Origin of the sequence: Gilliamella sp. B3464, from assembly GCF_026536145.1 — a bacterium.
GTDB lineage: Bacteria > Pseudomonadota > Gammaproteobacteria > Enterobacterales > Orbaceae > Gilliamella.
Genome location: NZ_JAFNOQ010000011.1, coordinates 79,493 through 97,608, shown reverse-complemented (window position 1 = coordinate 97,608; position 18,116 = coordinate 79,493). Strand labels below are relative to the sequence as shown.

The 18,116-nt window shown below is 35.6% G+C and carries 21 protein-coding genes and 1 pseudogene; 3 read left to right on the top strand and 19 right to left on the bottom strand.

Features of this window, described 5'->3' with window-relative positions:
* Positions 1–128 (top strand): annotated as a pseudogene (locus J3U57_RS11195) (elongation factor Tu); the annotation flags it as partial.
* 171 nt (positions 129–299) lie between these two features.
* Here the strand turns inward: J3U57_RS11195 and J3U57_RS11190 are convergent.
* The 3 genes from J3U57_RS11190 to J3U57_RS11180 form a co-directional block, all read right to left on the bottom strand.
* Entirely contained in the window at positions 300–1,061 is a 762-nt protein-coding gene (locus J3U57_RS11190; RefSeq protein WP_267344700.1) for an ABC transporter ATP-binding protein, read from the bottom strand.
* Positions 1,061–1,888, bottom strand: coding sequence for an ABC transporter permease (locus J3U57_RS11185; RefSeq protein ID WP_267344702.1), 828 nt, complete (start codon positions 1,886–1,888; stop codon positions 1,061–1,063). Before J3U57_RS11185 ends, J3U57_RS11190 begins: the two co-directional genes overlap by 1 nt.
* Before the next feature lie 61 nt (positions 1,889–1,949).
* Positions 1,950–2,951, bottom strand: a complete 1,002-nt coding sequence (locus tag J3U57_RS11180) for an ABC transporter substrate-binding protein (RefSeq protein WP_267344703.1) — start codon at positions 2,949–2,951, stop codon at positions 1,950–1,952.
* A 403-nt stretch (positions 2,952–3,354) separates the two neighbouring features.
* On the opposite strand from J3U57_RS11180, the gene J3U57_RS11175 reads away from it, so the two are divergent.
* Positions 3,355–3,690: a zinc ribbon domain-containing protein YjdM gene (locus J3U57_RS11175; protein WP_267344705.1), complete on the top strand. Its 336-nt coding sequence runs from the start codon at positions 3,355–3,357 to the stop codon at positions 3,688–3,690.
* Positions 3,691–4,348: 658 nt separating this feature from the next.
* On the opposite strand, the gene fliR is transcribed toward J3U57_RS11175, so the two are convergent.
* From fliR to fliF, 13 genes are all read right to left on the bottom strand, one after another.
* A complete protein-coding gene (gene fliR, locus J3U57_RS11170) occupies positions 4,349–5,149 on the bottom strand; it encodes a flagellar biosynthetic protein FliR (protein WP_267344707.1) in 801 nt (266 codons plus the stop codon).
* Between the two features lie 5 nt (positions 5,150–5,154).
* A complete protein-coding gene (gene fliQ / locus J3U57_RS11165; RefSeq protein ID WP_267334095.1) occupies positions 5,155–5,424 on the bottom strand; it encodes a flagellar biosynthesis protein FliQ in 270 nt (89 codons plus the stop codon).
* An 8-nt stretch (positions 5,425–5,432) separates the two neighbouring features.
* Entirely contained in the window at positions 5,433–6,173 is a 741-nt protein-coding gene (gene fliP / locus J3U57_RS11160) for a flagellar type III secretion system pore protein FliP (protein ID WP_323849471.1), read from the bottom strand.
* Positions 6,170–6,607 (bottom strand): FliO/MopB family protein, encoded by a 438-nt coding sequence (locus tag J3U57_RS11155; protein ID WP_267344708.1) that lies wholly within the window; start codon positions 6,605–6,607, stop codon positions 6,170–6,172. Before J3U57_RS11155 ends, fliP begins: the two co-directional genes overlap by 4 nt.
* Entirely contained in the window at positions 6,607–6,939 is a 333-nt protein-coding gene (gene fliN, locus J3U57_RS11150) for a flagellar motor switch protein FliN (protein ID WP_416379605.1), read from the bottom strand. Before fliN ends, J3U57_RS11155 begins: the two co-directional genes overlap by 1 nt.
* A gap of 37 nt (positions 6,940–6,976) precedes the next feature.
* Positions 6,977–8,014 (bottom strand): flagellar motor switch protein FliM, encoded by a 1,038-nt coding sequence (gene fliM / locus J3U57_RS11145; protein WP_267334093.1) that lies wholly within the window; start codon positions 8,012–8,014, stop codon positions 6,977–6,979.
* A gap of 5 nt (positions 8,015–8,019) precedes the next feature.
* Positions 8,020–8,487: a flagellar basal body-associated FliL family protein gene (locus J3U57_RS11140; protein WP_065799326.1), complete on the bottom strand. Its 468-nt coding sequence runs from the start codon at positions 8,485–8,487 to the stop codon at positions 8,020–8,022.
* A 176-nt stretch (positions 8,488–8,663) separates the two neighbouring features.
* Positions 8,664–9,860, bottom strand: a complete 1,197-nt coding sequence (locus J3U57_RS11135; protein ID WP_267344709.1) for a flagellar hook-length control protein FliK — start codon at positions 9,858–9,860, stop codon at positions 8,664–8,666.
* A complete protein-coding gene (gene fliJ, locus J3U57_RS11130) occupies positions 9,850–10,311 on the bottom strand; it encodes a flagellar export protein FliJ (protein WP_267344711.1) in 462 nt (153 codons plus the stop codon). The genes J3U57_RS11135 and fliJ overlap by 11 nt, the downstream gene beginning before the upstream one ends.
* 12 nt (positions 10,312–10,323) lie before the next feature.
* Complete coding sequence (gene fliI, locus J3U57_RS11125; protein WP_267334090.1) at positions 10,324–11,697, bottom strand: flagellar protein export ATPase FliI; 1,374 nt, start codon at positions 11,695–11,697, stop codon at positions 10,324–10,326.
* Position 11,698: 1 nt separating this feature from the next.
* Positions 11,699–12,451: a flagellar assembly protein FliH gene (locus tag J3U57_RS11120; protein WP_267334089.1), complete on the bottom strand. Its 753-nt coding sequence runs from the start codon at positions 12,449–12,451 to the stop codon at positions 11,699–11,701.
* On the bottom strand, positions 12,444–13,448 hold the full coding sequence (gene fliG, locus J3U57_RS11115) for a flagellar motor switch protein FliG (RefSeq protein WP_267334088.1): 1,005 nt from the start codon (positions 13,446–13,448) through the stop codon (positions 12,444–12,446). The genes J3U57_RS11120 and fliG overlap by 8 nt, the downstream gene beginning before the upstream one ends.
* Complete coding sequence (gene fliF / locus J3U57_RS11110) at positions 13,445–15,154, bottom strand: flagellar basal-body MS-ring/collar protein FliF (RefSeq protein WP_267344712.1); 1,710 nt, start codon at positions 15,152–15,154, stop codon at positions 13,445–13,447. Before fliF ends, fliG begins: the two co-directional genes overlap by 4 nt.
* Before the next feature lie 163 nt (positions 15,155–15,317).
* Here fliF and fliE point away from each other — a divergent pair, with 163 nt between their 5' ends.
* Complete coding sequence (fliE, locus tag J3U57_RS11105; protein ID WP_267334086.1) at positions 15,318–15,644, top strand: flagellar hook-basal body complex protein FliE; 327 nt, start codon at positions 15,318–15,320, stop codon at positions 15,642–15,644.
* A 230-nt stretch (positions 15,645–15,874) separates the two neighbouring features.
* Here the strand turns inward: fliE and J3U57_RS11100 are convergent, their stop codons facing one another.
* Genes J3U57_RS11100 through fliD form a run of 3 tightly spaced genes read right to left on the bottom strand, consistent with a single transcriptional unit; the run spans position 15,875 to position 18,056 of the window.
* Positions 15,875–16,219, bottom strand: coding sequence for a hypothetical protein (locus J3U57_RS11100; RefSeq protein WP_267334085.1), 345 nt, complete (start codon positions 16,217–16,219; stop codon positions 15,875–15,877).
* A 13-nt stretch (positions 16,220–16,232) separates the two neighbouring features.
* Positions 16,233–16,613 carry a flagellar export chaperone FliS gene (gene fliS, locus J3U57_RS11095; RefSeq protein WP_267334084.1) on the bottom strand — a complete coding sequence of 127 codons (381 nt, stop codon included), beginning with the start codon at positions 16,611–16,613 and terminating at the stop codon, positions 16,233–16,235.
* A gap of 9 nt (positions 16,614–16,622) precedes the next feature.
* Complete coding sequence (gene fliD, locus J3U57_RS11090; protein ID WP_267344713.1) at positions 16,623–18,056, bottom strand: flagellar filament capping protein FliD; 1,434 nt, start codon at positions 18,054–18,056, stop codon at positions 16,623–16,625.
* Positions 18,057–18,116: the final 60 nt, after the last annotated feature.

The following is an 18,116-nucleotide window of genomic DNA, read 5'->3' as shown; positions in this document are numbered from 1 at the left end:
CAGGCGATAATATCAAAATGACAGTATCATTAATTCACCCAATTGCGATGGCAGAAGGTTTACGTTTTGCGATTCGTGAAGGTGGCCGTACTGTTGGTGCGGGTGTTGTTGCTAAAGTTATTAAATAATTTTAGATAATAACAAGAGCACGATGAGTGCTCTTAATTAGCTCAGAAGCAGGTGCACAATGTGCACCTGTTTTTTTATCCAATGAAAAAGAAAGCAAATTGACATCTACAATACAATATCGGTTAACAATTTTTTTTTGATTGTCTTATTGTGACTGTAATAATAATGTTTTATTCAATATCTTGATTGATGGCATCAAGGATTTGTTGATTCAGATTTAAAAAATCGTCCGTATTTAAGGTAGATTTATTTCTTGGCCGCATTTGATTAACAGGAAAAATTGCTTTAATCCCTTTTTGTTTCACTGACAATAATACAATTCTATCAGAAAGATAAATTGCCTCTTCAACATCATGAGTAATAAAGATTACAGTGAGTCGATGTTGTTCCCATATTTTAGTCAATAATGTTTGCATTTGATGACGAGTAATTGCATCTAGTGCACCAAATGGTTCATCCATTAATAAAATCTTAGGACGATATGAAATCGCTCTCGCCAACGCAACACGTTGTTTCATACCACCTGATAATTGATTAGGATAAACCTTAGCAAACTTAGATAAATTGACTAACTCAAGGTGTTCTTTGGCAATATCACGGCTTTCGTGGCCAGAGTAACCGGCAGCTGAAAGCGCAAATTCAACATTCTGCTGGACAGTAAGCCAAGGTAATAAAGTGTAAGATTGAAAAACCACACCACGATCAAGCCCTGGGGTATAAATGGGTTTATCATCCACAAAAACTTCACCACTATCATAAGATTCTAAACCTGCGATAATCGATAATAGCGTGCTTTTACCACAACCTGAAGCGCCAACAATTGAAACAAATTCATTATCATTAACCGATAAATTTATATCACTTAATACATTGCGCTGATGCTTACCTAAACAAAAACTTTTATTCAGATGTTTGATAGTTAAGCTCGCCATTATTTTGACCTCACATTATAGCGGAATAGTATTTTTTCAAATAGGCGCATTAACTGATCTGTTATTAATCCCAATAAACCTAAAATTAAAATATAACCAATGATAGTATCCGTTTGAAAATAACGCTGTGAAAGTAGAATTCGATAGCCCAAACCCGATGTTGCCGCCACTAATTCAGCAACAACTAACCAAGTCCATGCCCATCCAAGACTAATACGTAAGGTATCCCAAATAGCTGGCAAAGCCGATGGAATAACAATCTTGAAAAGAATTTTACTTTCACTCATACCTAACGTTCGCCCTAAACCAATAAAATCGGCAGGCACACGTTTAGTCGCATCAATCACCATTAAAACTTGTTGAAAAAAAGTACCAATCCAAATAATGATAAATTTTTGCTGATCGCCAGTACCGAACCATAAAATGGTTAATGGTACAAACGCTACAACAGGCATATATCGAATAAAATCAACTAATGGCTCAATAATGGCTTTACCAACAGCAAAACAGCCAGCTAACACACCAATGATAATTGACATAATTGACGAAATAATAAAAGCGGTAAGAATTCGATAAACACTGACTTGAATATCAGAAATTAATGTACCATTATCCCATAAAACAACCAGCCGCTGCCAAACCGATGGTGGGGAAGGAATAAATATAGGTTGGACTAAACCGTAAGTTGTCACCCCCCACCATAGCACCAAAAGTAAGCCAAATGTCACTATTGAAATTGTTAACATACTACGGCGCGAGAGCTGCCTACCTATTGTAAATATACGCTGTGACGTGTGTTTGCCTTGTAAGGACTTTTTAGATACCATTATTGCAACTCAACTACTCATACTTAATAAATACTAACAATTTAAATACTCACTTTGATACCTAGTGAGATAAATTATCAACAAATCGACTATCAATAACATTTTCATAGCTTATTGGTTGCATAATCATACCTGCTGAGGTAGCCGCTTTTAATATTTGTGCAAATGTATTTTGTTTAAATGCACCATTGAATTGCTGATTATTATCAGCAATAGATAGATATTCGACGCCATCAAAAGCAGTGGTAATTTCTTTCGGTGACTCACCAATACCTTTTGCAATAATTGCTCGTCCATCTTGTTTATGTTGATGATAATAACGTACAGCATCATTCCAACTCTTAACGAGTGCATAAACTTTGCCTGGATTTTTTTCAATTACTTCGTTACGAACAACAAAGGCATCACTAATCAAACCCGGAACTTGCGTGCCATCATATAATACTTGAATAGAAGCATCATTTGCTTTACTTACAGTAATATATGGCTCATAAGTTACAGCGACATTGACGCGTTTAGTGATTAATGCAGAGCCTGCTGAAGCTGCTGGCATGGGTACGGGGCTAATTTGATCCCATGCTATGTTGGCTTTGTCTAACGCATTACGTAATAAGATATCGCTGGTGGTACCTTCTTCATAAGCTATAGACTTACCTTTTAAATCTGCTAATGTTTTGATGCTTGGCTCAACTAAAATAGCATCTGAAGTTTTACTGGTATCAAGTAATAAAATAATTTTAACTGGAATGCCTGCAGCTACCATACTCATAGCGGTATGGGTTGCCACATTCGCACCATCAATTTGTCCGCTGGCTAAAGCCGCATTAATATCTTTATCTTCAATAAAATTGATCATCGATACATTGGTTAAACCATTTTCGTTAAAAAAACCTTTTTCTTTAGCAATATACCATTGTCCATAACCAAGCCAAGGTTGAATACCAATAGTGACATTTGGTGATTCTGGTTGTGGGATTTGATCGGCAGTTGCTAAAGGATGAAAGAATATAGCGATGAACGTTAAGATTAAGGACGATAATTTTATTACGATGTTTTTAAGCATAACTATAACCAATTAAAAAATATTCAATATGGTTTTAATATAACCGATTTTTTAGCATAACAGCAAGATAGATCTAAGATATTGCCATATAACAAATTACAAAAGCTGATTTAAGTGATAATGCACTTAGAAGTTTAATGATACAAATAAGACCCATTACCGAAGAATCGTTGAGTCACTATTTGCAAGTAATGATATTGAATATCACAAAGCATAAACTTATCACTATTTTGGATTGAATAATAAATAATCTCTACCCTTATCATTGAATTGACGACAATCATGAATTTTTGCATGAATTGACCTCATATTAGATGACGTTCAAAACATCATTATCATGACTTAATAACGTTTTTTTGCTATAGTAGGCCCTATTTTATTCAATTTGGATTAATCATATATTATGGAATCTATACCTAACTGCCCTAAATGCCATTCAGAACATACCTATCATGATGGTACTTTTTATGTTTGTCCTGAATGTGCTTATGAGTGGGACCCAAACCAAGCGACTGAAGCATCTGACGCCCTTCAGGTAAAAGATAGTAATGGAAATTTACTGGCTGATGGCGATGATATTATTTTAATTAAAGATCTTAAATTAAAAGGATCATCAACTGTGCTGAAAAAAGGGGCTAAAGCAAAAGGCATTCGTTTAGTTGAAGGCGATCATGAAATCGATTGTAAAATTGATGGTATGAAAATTATGCTAAAAGCCTGCTTTGTCAAAAAAGCTTAGTCAATAAATGTTTGTAATACTGATCTTATCAGTATTACAAACACTTCAATAGGTAAAATACTTACCCCTATTTTGTTATTAAAACTTTTTATAAAATTAAAATACCTTTCGCATGTTCGCGTTAACAACAATCACCTTTGCGATCATCTATATGCTTATCATGCTGAAAAATTACCATTATTAACTATTAGGTTAATACCCCAGCTTGTAAATTGATGATAAATTTAATTGATTGCAACACATTAACGAAAATAAAGATGCTGAAAAAAGTGATAATAGCATTGTTGTTAGGCTTTACATCAGCCCCATAGAAAAAACCATTAATGAATATCATGCTTGATTATCTAGGTTGGCATGAAAATTAATAGTCTAGCTAAACAAAATTTAAATTAAAAATAAATATTATATAAGGGACGATAATCACATCATCCCTTAATTATTTATCCTTGATAACTCTTTTTATCTAAAAAATTATAGCTGGAGTGATTTATATGTAAATATAGCTATTGCTTACAAGCAATATAATTAATTTTTCCTATTTTGTTTTCATAGCCATCATAACCGACTCCACCATTAACACTATGTACAACAAAGTGCCTAACTTGGCTTATCACTGTACTATTTATTAAGTTAGCATATAACCCTATCAATTTTAGATTTAATTACTATCACTTAAATCCAAAAGCATGGTTGAAATATGTTCAAACATTTGTTCAAAAATAGATTCGGCAAAAACAGGCAATGTTGAAATCAGGTAAGTTAACATGGTCAGTCCCAATAATAAGGTCACCGGATAGCCGACCACAAAAATGGATAATTGTGGTGTCATTCTGTTTAATAAACCAAGCGCGACGTTAATTATCAACAACAATGTCATTAACGGAAGGGCTAACATAAGACCATTAACAAATAATGATGCGCTAACTTCAATTAAAACTAAATAGCCATTTTGTTTTAAAGGGGTAAAGCTAATTGGAATGATATCAAAGCTATTAGCCAAGCCATATAACAACCACAAATGACCATTTAAACTTAGAAACATTAACAGTGCAATTATATTAATTAAGCGCGATAATACCGAGGTTGCAGGGCCACCAATTGGATCAAAAAAAGTCGCCATACCAAGTCCCATTTGCATACCAATTAATTCACCCGAAAACCTGACTGCCATAAATGCTAACTGCATAGTGAATCCTATCATGACACCGATGACAATTTGTTGCAAAATAATAGCAACCCCGATAAAAGTGTAGATCCCTAAGGTATTATCAACCTCAGGCAAGGGTAAAAGTATAGTAATAAATAAAGCTAAACCAATCTTAAGTCGCTTAGGGACCTCTTTTTCACCGGTAATGGGCGCAACCATAATCAATGCTAAAATGCGTACAAATGGAAAAAAACACTGTTTTATCCAAGTAAACAAATCAATATTAAGTAATTGCTGAATATTAAAATCCATTAAGCCTAACGCGTTAAGTTTGGAATATCGGTAATAACGATTCGAATATAATCAATCATTGTTGATAACATTGATGGACCTAAAATAATGAGTACTAAAACTACTGCCAAAATCTTTGGGATAAAAGACAATGTCATTTCATTAATTTGAGTTGCCGCTTGTAACAAACTAATAATCAACCCAGTAATGAGTGCAGCAAGGAGTAAAGGACCAGCAAGCAAGCCTGCCACTTTTATCGCTTGCATCGCTAATGTACTGATATATTCAGATGACATAACACTCCTCAACTAAAAAAACTTTGCGCCAACGATCCTAATAATAAGTGCCACCCATCGGCTAACACAAACAGCATGATTTTAAAGGGTAAAGATACCGTTGCTGGTGGAACCATCATCATACCGAGCGCCATGAGTGTGCTTGCTACCACTAAATCAATCACTAAAAAGGGAATAAAAAGCGTAAAACCGATTTGAAAAGCAGTTTTAAGTTCACTCACCACAAACGCGGGCACCAATATTTTTAAAGGAATTTCATCACGCGTTGCAATATCACCTGAATGAGACATGTTTACAAATAACGCTAAATCATCTTCACGGGTTTGAGTTAACATAAACTCTCGTAATGGTTGACTGGCTGTAGATAAGCCCTGATGCAGGGTAATTTGGTTTTGAGAGTAAGGTAAATAAGCATCTTGATAAATTTTATCAAATACCGGTGACATAATAAAAAATGTCATAAACAAGGCAATACCTAATATAACTTGATTAGGTGGTGCTGACTGGGTGCCAAGTGCATTACGTAACAAACCTAATACAATAATAATCCGCGTAAAACTGGTCATTAACAGCAAAATAGCGGGAATGAAGGTCAATAGTGTAATAAATACTAGTGTTTCAACCGGCAATGACCAACTTTGCCCACCTTGCGCTGTGGGTTCGGCAATTAAAGAAAACGGCGAAACGTCAGCCTGACATAATTGACTGAATAATAATAAGCTAAGTAAAAAAACGATTTTTAACTTCACTCGTTATTACTCCTTTTCGAACTTAATGTAGACAGTAATAGTTGATGAAATAAATTATTTTTACTTGATTCTTTGCTTGCGGTAGATTGGGATAATAACATTTCAGTACGTTGTTCATCTATCGTATGTAATAACGTCATTTGTTGTGCGCTCACCCCGACAACCAATAATTGGTGATCAACATGTACTAAAATAATGCGTTCTTTTGGACTTAAGTTATAGGTAGATTTAACCTCAATTAACTGCTTTGTCTTTTTTTTCCAACTCAGCCGCTTGACCATCCAACCTAATAACAAAATAACGCTAATAACTAAAACAAAGGATAGACCCATCGATGTTGCAATTTGTGTATACAGGTTCATTTCTGATGAAGAAGGCACGATATGCTCACTTGTGGATATTGCTTGAGATGTATGTTGATTGTTGCTAGACATTAACGACTCAATCTACGTACACGTTCAGAAGGTGTAATAATATCAGTAATTCGCACACCATAATTATCACCCACCACCACAATTTCACCTTGTGCAATTAAATAACCATTAATTAATATATCTAAAGGTTCACCGGCTAAACCATCTAATGCAATAACTGAGCCTTGCGTTAAATTTAAAAGATCTTTAATCGCCATTTTGGTTCGGCCCAATTCAACACTTAAATTCACAGGAATATCTAAAATCAAATTGATATCTTGCTTTTTGATTTCGGTTTGTTGTGGTGAAAGTGTTTCAAAAATAGTTTGTTTACTCACTGATTCATCAGCCATAGCGGACGTTTGATCCTCATCATGAGTTGATTTGCTATCAGTCATTAAGTGCTCCTTCATTCAGTTGTTCTAAAACAGGATTAATTACCTGTTCGACTTGAATTGCATATTGTTTATTCACTTTACCATAGTGACCTTTTAGCACTGGCACCCCGCCAACAGTGACATCAAGATGTGTAGGCTTTTCAATTACTAAAATATCATTCACTTTTAAGGCTAAAAGTTTATTGACTGTGGTATGGATATGAGTAAAGTTAGCCACTAATTCAACGGTTGATTGTTTAATCCCACTGGTTAACGAACTCATCCAAACATTATCATCCTGATACGTTTGTTGTTCCACTGGCGGTTTTATTAGTAATTCTTTGATGGGTTCAACCATTGCATAAGGAATACAGATGCAAAATGTAGCTTTACAATTACCGATTTCGACTTTGAATGTGGTTGTTAATACAACATCATCCGGCGAGCTGGTAATATTGGTAAATTTACTTTGGATTTCAGAACGAATATATTCAGTTTCGATTGAATATATATCTGCCCAAGCATTTTGATAGATAGTTAAAGCGAGCTCTAATACTCGTTTTATAATTTGTTGTTCAGTATGAGTAAATTCTCGCCCTTCTGTTTCAACTTTAGAGAGGTGACCATCACCGCCAAATAAAGTATCGACAACAATAAACACCAGTTCTGGGGAAAATGAAAATAAACTCGTCCCCCTTAGTGGATTAAGATGGACTAAATTTAGATGATTTGTTGCTGAAATTGCCGAAAACTCTTTAAATGTTTTGGGCTCAATCGGGCAAGCAATAACATCGGTGTTACGGCGAAGTAAATTAAATAAGCCAATGCGAAACTGGCGCGAAAAACGTTCATTAATAATTTCTAAAGCGGTTAATCGCTCAGGAATAAAACTATGTTTTACCGATAAATCATAGGGTTTGACTTCAACCTTTTTACCAACAGATTGCTGAGAATCAATCAAAATATCGGATTGAGCCTCTGCTGGGTTATGAGTAAACTCAGCATCTGGAGTTAGATTAATGTCAACTGTTGATTCTTGCTTATCAGACATAATACTTACCGAAGTATAAAATCAGTAAATAGCACTTCATCAATTTTTACAGAATGTTTTGCGTCATATTGACGAGTTAACGTCGACTTAATCTTTTCTTGTAAATCAGTTTTACCGTTCTCTTTTTTAAGATTATTAACATACTGCTTTGATGCCAAAAGTAAAACATCACTTCTCACTTCTGGTAAATATTCTAACAAAACTGTTTTTTGTTGCTCATCAGCAACGCGTAACACCATACCAACATACAAAATTTTAGTCGCATCACTATTATCTTCGGCAACCGGTAACGAAAGGGTAAAAGGTTTTAAAGTTAAAAATACCGGAGATACAATTGGCGTTTCTTGCTCAACTTGAGGCTTGTTACTTGAATGATTTTGTAACCATAAATAAACTGCAGTGCCTGATGCTAATAACGTAATGATAATAAGTATTATGTTTAAAATACTTACTTTTTTCTTGGTAGTTTGCATATTAATTATTATCTCAGTAAAAATTTAAAATTATTTTTTGACCAACTAAATGGTAAAAATTACAAAAATAATAAATCATGCGCCAAAAATTGATTTGAAGAATAGACAATAAAAATATCACCTATTCGACGTTTTTAACATTGAAACAACGGCTAAACCGAAGCTAACGCCTTCACTTAAGCAAATATACTTAATCCTAAGTGTGATAATGGCTTGTCAGCCTCCACTTGCTCAACAGATTCATCAATGGTATCTGAATTAGCAGCAGTGAATTGATGATTTTTACTTGATTTATATCCAGAGGATTGCTCTGAATGATGCATCGTTGAAAAATCACTAATATTGGTTTGTGCTAAACTCATGCCTTGCTCTTCAAGGGAAACTCTAAGATAAGGCAATGTAGATTCCAAAACACCTTTAACTGCCGAATGGGCAACTATCATATGCATATTGATTTTATCATCGAGCAGATCAAGCTTAATGTGTAACGATCCTAATTGTTCCGGGTGTAACTTGATTTCCGCACTTTGAATACCTTGACGTGTTATTAAGCTAATTTGCTCAGTCAACGCTGCCTGCCACTGTGTTACATCAACCGGCATAGGCAAATTCATCACAAACGTCGAGGTTGAAACAGGCGCAGCTTGTTGTGAAAAAGGTTGAGTGAACGTATTAATACTGGTCACAAAATGATTATCGGCTTGGGCATGAATGACAGTATCATTATCCACAGAATTAGTTGCAAACTGATCAAATAAAGCAATGGGTTTATTTATACTACCAGAATCGAGCATCTGACTTGATGCATCTGTTTGCAAATAATGGGCGGTAATTGTTTTATCCGCCAAATCTTCTGCCATTAAACGGTTACTAGCGCCATTACATTGATTAAAGAACTCATCTGGCTGACAGATGTTGTTGATCAATTGTTCACTATCATTGATCGATAGTAACAACTCGGTAACTTGATTATTGGCAATTGTCTGAAAATCAGCATCTTGCAGCGTATTCAACGGCAAGCTATCAACCTTAGCCGATTGATTAGCATTTAAGACCCAATCTGATTTCTCAATTAAATGATGGGCAATCATATCATTTAATGTTACATCTGATCGGGAATTAACGATTTCTAGCGGAGATGGCGTTATCCATACCATAGCTAAACTATTATCATCTTGTTGAAGATCCGCGTCACTATCATCACTTATTTTTGGCGTTAAGTTAAGGCTGTGTTGCAAACCTAACCCATGATTTTGATTAGCGTGTAATAATTGCTGAAATAACTCGCTATTTGCCAACGATAAATCTTCATCCGTTGAGGGTAACTGCTTTGAAGATGCTAATGCTACATCAGTGATTAGGTTAATATTCATTTAACGCTCTCCTGGCTAATTGTTGCTGAGCAAATTCATCTGTGAGTTTTTGTTGTAACCGGTTTTGTTGCTCTACATATTTTTGCTGCTGCTTATCTAACAATGTTTTATAAGTATTAAGCTTTTTTTGAGATTGATTAAGTTCATGCGTTATCTGTTTTTTTTTGATATCTAACGTCAATAATAACTTTCTTTGTTTCGCAATACCTTGCTCAAGTGTTGCAATAAAAGCCTGAAAATTTGATAATTCATGTCCTTTAATGCCATTAAATAAGGCTTTATTCAATCGTCCCTGATACTCAAGATAATACTCATTTAATAAATTGAGCTGAGACTGAGCATGACGCTGATTATCATCAGCTTTTTTTAACTTAATTAACGTATCATCTAGCGATTTTTTCGCTAACTTTTTTAATGTTAAAAACGCCAAATATCCTGAACTTTTATTCATCATCCCCCCCTTTTAATTAGTTAAAATGGGTTGCAACATATTGGCTAATTGTTGATAAGCATCTTGATAACTACAATGTTCATCAATGCCTTGTTGTAAAAAATCTTTCATTGCTGGGTACAATGTTATAGCGCTGTCTAATAAAGAATCGGTGCCCGAAACATAAGCCCCGACATTAATCAAATCACGATTTCGTTGAAAACTCGAAAATAGCTGTTTAAATAACCGAGATTTTTTTTCATCGGCAACAGGCGTTAAATCAGTCATGACACGGCTGATTGACGCTTCAATATCAATTGCCGGGTAATGCCCGGATTCTGCAAGTGAACGCGATAATACAATATGCCCATCTAAAATAGCACGTGCTGAGTCTGCAATCGGATCTTGCTGATCATCGCCTTCAGTTAATACGGTGTAAAATGCAGTAATCGATCCTTGACCTTTATCATCATTACCTGCCCTTTCAACTAATGCCGGTAATTTAGCAAATACCGAAGGTGGATAACCTTTGGTAGCGGGCGGTTCGCCAATCGCTAAAGCGATTTCTCGTTGCGCCATGGCATAACGGGTCAACGAGTCCATAATGAGTAGCACGTTAAATCCTTGATCGCGAAAGTTTTCTGCAATTTTTGTTGCATATGCCGCGCCTTGTAAACGCAGTAGCGGTGAAACATCAGCAGGTGCAGCCACCACAACCGATCGCGCTAATCCTTCTTTTCCTAAAATATTTTCGATAAAATCTTTCACTTCCCGACCACGTTCACCAATTAAGCCAACGACGATAATATCGGCTTTGGTATAACGCGCCATCATCCCTAATAAAACACTTTTACCAACACCTGAACCGGCAAATAACCCCATTCTTTGCCCTCGACCAACGGTTAACAGCGCATTAATAGCTCGAATACCTACATCTAAGATCTCATCAATAGGTGTACGTTGTAGTGGATTGAGCGATGGATTAGCTAATCCTTGATATTCAATATTTTCAGGTAATGGCATACCATCTAATGGTCTTCCAGCTGCATCAACAACCCGACCCAACAATGCCATACCAATAGGCAACACTTTATGATTAAAGTGGGCTAAATCATATTGTGCGGTATAAACTCTAGCACCTAACAAAATACCTTCAGTGGTATCAAAAGGCATTAAATATAGAGTTTTATCGTTAAAGCCAATGACTTCACACTCCACCGCATCAATTTTTCCATGTGATTGCCGCTCAACAAAACAATTTGATCCTAACGGTAATTTTAATCCGATAGCTTCAAGTACCAAGCCCGAAGCTTTAACTAATCGTCCATAATGACGAATTAACGATAACGATTGCAGCTGCTGCGTCGCATACTCAATTTTAGCAGCCCATTGCTTTGCCAAGCTCACGCTACAGATTCTCTCCTTGTATACAATCGGCCATCATTTGCCAATGACAAGCATTGCTAGCATCGACTTGATTAGTATCGGTCCATATTTTACAGTCACCTAATTCAACATTCGTATCTGCAACTAATTGCCAATGATATTGTTTAATTTCATCTTGTAATAATGGTTCAATCCATAACAGATCATCGGGATGCAGATGCAAAGAAGCTGACTTAATTATCATCGAACCTTCGTCAATTAAGGTCTTAATGGTATGCATTAACTGTTTTTGTTTAACTTTAGATATTGTCCCGACCGTTTTTTGTGCCGCAACTAAGGCTAGATCCAACAATTGAGGAACAATTAAATCATCTATTTGATTGATAGCGGCGTGAAAATGGCTAACTAAATTAGTTATTGTCTCTACTGCTTTTAATTTTTCTGCATTAAGCTGCTGTTCAATTGCCGCTTTGCCTTCTTGCTGACCAATGGCATACCCCTGCTCATAACCTGCTTGTTGACCTATATTAAACCCTTCTTCTTTACCTAAATTAAATCCCTCTTGATAAGCTTGCTCTTTTGCTTGTTGCTTGATAATGGCTAATTGTTGTTCAATAACACTGTTGTCGACTTCAATAACTTTAGGCTCTGGCTTGGGCTCAACCTTATCAGCATGTTTAGTTATTTTCTTTTTGGTTAACTTTTGCGACTTAACTAACGTTAAATCCTGAAAACTTAATGGTTCCCAACTCAGGGTATTGGTTCGATTATACATATTCGTCATCACCGCTACTTAAAATCATTTCACCACTTTCAGCCAATTTGCGCGCAATAACCAAAATTTTCTTCTGTTCTGTTTCGACTTGAGATAAGCGCACTGGTGGTCTATTTTCTAAATCCTCACGTAAAATCGAAGCTGCACGCTGTGACATATTACTTAATAGCTTGTCACGTAATGCCACTGATGCGCCTTTTAAGGCAATAATCAATGTTTCATTATCCACCTCTTTAAGTAGACGTTGGATACTTCTATCATCGACTTCAACCAGATTTTCGAACAAGAACATTTCATCAATAATTTTCTGTGCAAGTTCACTGTCATAATCACGTAAGGAATTGATCACCAATTCTTCTTGTTGTGATTTCATCAAGTTAATAATTTCAGCCGCAGTACGAATACCACCCAGGTTATTAAGTTTAATATTTTGACCATGTAATAACGTCGATAATGAGGCAGATAAAACCTGAAGTGCCGACGGCTCAACCCCGCCAAATGTTGCGATTCGAAGCATGACATCATTACGTAATTCATCATCAAATAAATTTAAAATTTCGGCAGCTAAGTCTCGATTTAAATGAACTAAAATTGTAGCAATAATTTGTGGATGTTCTTTTTTAACTAAATCAACCGCTCTGGCCGCATCGACAAAATTAAGCATCTCAAGTCCGTCTTTCGCCTCTTCTAAATCGACCTCTAACAACTCATCAAGTAACCGATCGGCTTTTTCAGTACCAATTGATTTTTCGAGAATTGAACGTAAATAACCATTGGTATCAGTATTAAGTACAGCACACTCTTCGAGTGTTTTTTGACATTCATTTAAGATGTCTTTCAACTGTTCTTGAGAAAGTTGTGGTAACGACATCATGGCACTACTAATTTGCTGTACCTCTTTAGGATTAAGGTATTGCATAACATTAGCGGCAAGCTCTTCACCTAACACCATTAACACAGTTGCTGCTTTTTGAGATTCACTTAAACTTAAATTCATGGATTTGTGTCCGCCTTACTTATCCAACCACGTATAATTAACGCCATGACCCGAGGATCTTTCTCGACAATTTTGCGAATATATTGTTGCTGCTGCATATTATCTTCAAATATCTTCTGCTGCTGTTTACTATGCGCCTTATAATCTAACTTATCCTCACCCGATAATTTAGTATCAGTTGAAGCATGATTCACATTAAAGAGCTGGCGTTGTAATTTAATCCATAAAGCACGTAACATTTTGCGCCAAACAAACCATAACACTAAAACATAAACAAGATATTTAATTACTGTTTTTAGCACATCATAAAACTCATGTGTTCGCCAAAATGGCAAGCTATCATCCGTTTCGAACGCTTGATCGGTAAATTTTAAATTTGCAACCGTCAACGTATCACCGCGTGAATCAGAAAATCCCATTGCTTGACGCGCTAATGCTTCAATATTATCCAGTTCATCTTTATCTAATTTCACCCACTGTGGTGCTGGTTCCTTGGCATTGTCTGATTGCTCTTGTAATTGAGATTGATCCAATTGTTGAGCCATAAATTTATAATTAACCAGCACAGCGACTGACAATCGTTTAATACGCCCTTCTGGGATTTTACTGTGCACGATTTGTCTATTTACTTCAAAATTTAACGTATTATTTGATTGTAAATTATAAATTTTTTTCTTATCGTCTTTTGATTTTGAGTCTGGATTCTCATCTATGGGCGCACTCGGTGTTGGCATAGGTTGGTTTGACAAAGCGCCCGGCACACCACCGGTGTTATCGTTTGCTGCTAACTGACGATTCTCCACTTGATGCTTACTACGTAGGGTTTGCTGAGCAGCATCACTATTGGGATCGAAGGTTTCAGATGTTGCTTCTTGCCGGCTATAATCAATATCAGCATTAACTTGCACCATAATATTTTGTTTACCTAACACCGGTGTAATGATTTTTTCGACCCGCTCTCGAATGGTATCTTCTACTTTTTGACTGTATTCTAACTGTGCGACATTGACGTTACCGTCGCGAAATTTTTCACCCGTTAATAAATGACCTTGCTGGTCAATAATTGTGACTTTTTCTGCTTGTAATTCCGGTACACTGCTTGAAATTAAATGAACAATAGCATCAATTTGCCCTTGTGATAATGAGCGTCCAGGTAATAATGTTAATGCTACAGACGCGGAAGGAAATTTTCTTTCACGTACAAATAAAGAGGGCTTAGGCATCGCTAAATGCACTCTTGCATCATCCACACTACTAATAATTGAAATGGTTCTTGACAGTTCACCTTCTAATGCGCGTTGATAATTAATCTGTTCATTAAATTGACTCATACCAAAGCTGTCTTTGTCGAGTAATTCAAAACCAACAGCACCACCTTTAGGTAAGCCTTGCTGGGCAATACGTAAGCGCGTGTCATAAACTTTATCAGCAGGAATTAAGATAGTCGATCCTGAAGATGAAAACTGATAAGGAATATTCATCTTATCGAGTTGGCTAATAATTTCGCCGCCATCTTTATCGCTCAACTGGCTAAACAAAACCCCATAATTATCGTCTTTTAGCCATAAATAGGCGATACTACTAATAGCAAGCACAACCACGCCAGCAACAAGCAGCAGCATTTTACGATTTTGTTTAAATTGATTGATAAATGGTAACTTGCTCAATATTGATTCGCCTTTGTTACCGACAGTTTGGCTATCCATAAAAACCCTAATGCTAAACTAATTAGATTTGTTCTAGAGTTTATTATCAATCCATTTAAAAAAATCAATAGCTAAAAAAGCAAATGCTTTACCCCTTACTTGTGGCATTTAGATTTAAGGTTGTATGTTAAATTCAATCACATATTGAGCAAGTTAAGAAGAGATGACTTTTAACGCCATGAACACGCTAAATACAATTAATAACACCTTTCTAGTTGATTTTAATCAAACCAACGCCACAATAAACAACCAAGCAAAGAGCGCACAATCTGATTTTACTGCGGCATTAAAAATGGCACTCGATCACATTAGCCAAACACAAATTCAGGCCCATAATCAAGCACAAGCTTTTGAACAAGGAAAGCCCAACATCACGTTAAATGAAGTGATGGTTAATATGCAAAAATCTTCGGTTTCACTTCAATTTGGTATTCAAGTACGTAATAAACTCGTTGCTGCCTATCAAGAAATCATGAACATGAATGTTTAAATACTGTTATTGTCTATGCTATCTTCAATTTGCAGGTTTAGCATTACTCACAGCTTGTCATATTGCTATAAACGGTTGTAAGCAGTGCTAAACAAGATTCAAACATCTGATAAGTGATTGCGATACCACTTATCATAACCAAAAATCACTAGCCAACAATATAACTATTTTGCTCAACATAGTTATATTTAACCGTATTTTATTAATAAAACTAAAGCTAATAAGACAAATTAGATTAAACTTGCAATTTTTTGATAGCTATCAAGCTTTGTTTGATAATCGACTTGTTCGCCAATTAACTCTTTTAATTGAGCATGACGATAAATAATTAATTGGCTAATTTGCTGTTGATAGCTATGAATATTTTTAATATACATACTAAATATATCTTGCTGTTTTAAAGGTATTTTATCAACAGCAGTGAGATCATCGACTTGCATAATCGCTTTCGTTAATTGGTGATATTTAGCTTGCCAAGTTAACAATAAATCCCAATTTTCATCACGCGCATTGATAAGCATTTGTTCAGTGACATAATTAAGTTGTTCATATTGTTCTAATAAAGATGTTTTCACATTCCATTCCTTTTTATCTCGCAATTTCGCGCCAAGATTCAGCAATATTATTAAGCAAATCAAAGCAAGTTTGTAATTTTTGCCTATCATTATGTAAATTTGCTAGCACCAATTGTTGAGTCATATAGTGATATAAACGATCTAAATTTTCAGCAATTTCGCCACCTTGTTCTAGGTCTAAACAACTTTTCAACCCATTATCAATTATATTAATGGCTTTTGAAATTGCTGCGCCTTTACCCGCAATATTGCCTCGTTCAATGTGTAAACTGGCCAAGCGAATAGCATTAAGTGCACCATCAAACAGTAATACAATCAATTGATGTGGGGACGCCTGGCTAACTTTTGTTTCTAAACTAACTTGCTGATAAGCATCAGAACCAACTTTATACATCGGGTATTCCTATTTTTTTAAATTGGCCATCATGTCAAATTGAGTAGATAAATAGTTACTCATGCTATCTAACGAGCTGATTAAAACATCCAACTTAGTAAATTGCACTCGATAGCGTTCAACAGTTTGTTCAATTGAGTTATTCACTTGTTCATAACGCTTATCTAATGATTTTAATGTCGAATTTAAACCATTCGTTGCTGAATCAATCATACCGTCATTATCAATAAATCCACTAATCTTAGCAAAAACCTCATTAGCGATACCGCTATTTTGACCATCACCAATAAACAACTCAGCAACAGCTTCACTATTCTCACTCAGTACTTTTTGTAATTGATTTTGGTTAATCGTTAATGAACCATTATTATCCATATTCACACCAATTTGTGCTAAAACCGAAAACTCCCCAGCCTGTCCTTTTGCAAAAATTGAACGAATACTTTGATCGATATTACGTAAAGTAGAATCACCAATAAGCGGTCCATTATTACTATCTAACTCTTCGGAATTGGCCTCTTTTGCGGTAAATTTAGTCAAGCTCGATATGGTTGATTGTAATTGGTTAAATGCTTCAACCCACTGTTTAATAGCTTCTTCAGCTTTTTCGTTATCAGCCGTTATGGTTAAATTTTCGCTAGTTGTAGTCGTTGCCTTTAACGTAATATCAATACCTGCAACCACATCTTTAACGGTATTTGAAGCACTGGTAATGGCAATACCATTAAAAGTAAACTTAGCATCTTGCGCTTGGCAAACTTCAGTCATATTAGCATTATCTTTTTGATTATAGTCAAAGCCAATTATGTTATTTAACTGCTCATCATCTGACGAAATGGACGTAATAGTCTGTTGTTCACCGGTCTCTTTAGCGGTGATAACTAACTGATAACTTCCTGTACCTGAACGAACAACGGCTGCATTCATCGTCGATTCACTCGTACTACCATCAGCATTCGTTACTTTGGCGTGATTAATTGCATTAGCAATTGACTCAAGCGAGGTTTCATCTTTAGATAACACAATATTGAGTTCACTACCATTAGCTTGCTTAATGGTCATTGTGCGGCTTTCACTATCACTTCCTAGACTCATATTTTTATCATTAATTGACGTTGTTGCAACGCCATGCGAAGTCGCTAATTGCTCAACGCTCACAGCATAATTACCTGATTGTGCCTGACTATTTACTTTAGCTGTAAAATAACTATCATTGCCAGTTGCGAGTTTGCTTTGAAATAAATCTTTTTTCTGCAATTTTTCGGTGGCTGAATTAAATGCCGTTAACGCACTTTTTAACTTACCAAATCCACTAATTTTGGCATTAACCGCTTTTTGTTGTGATTTAATTGGAGTTAAACGTGTTTTTTCAACAGACTCTAATTGATTTAAAACTTCATTAAGATCGATTCCTGAACCGATACCTAACACACTCATTGCCATTATCTGATCAACCTATAACAATTATTCGATAAGTTTTATATCGGCTAACTTACTAAAAAG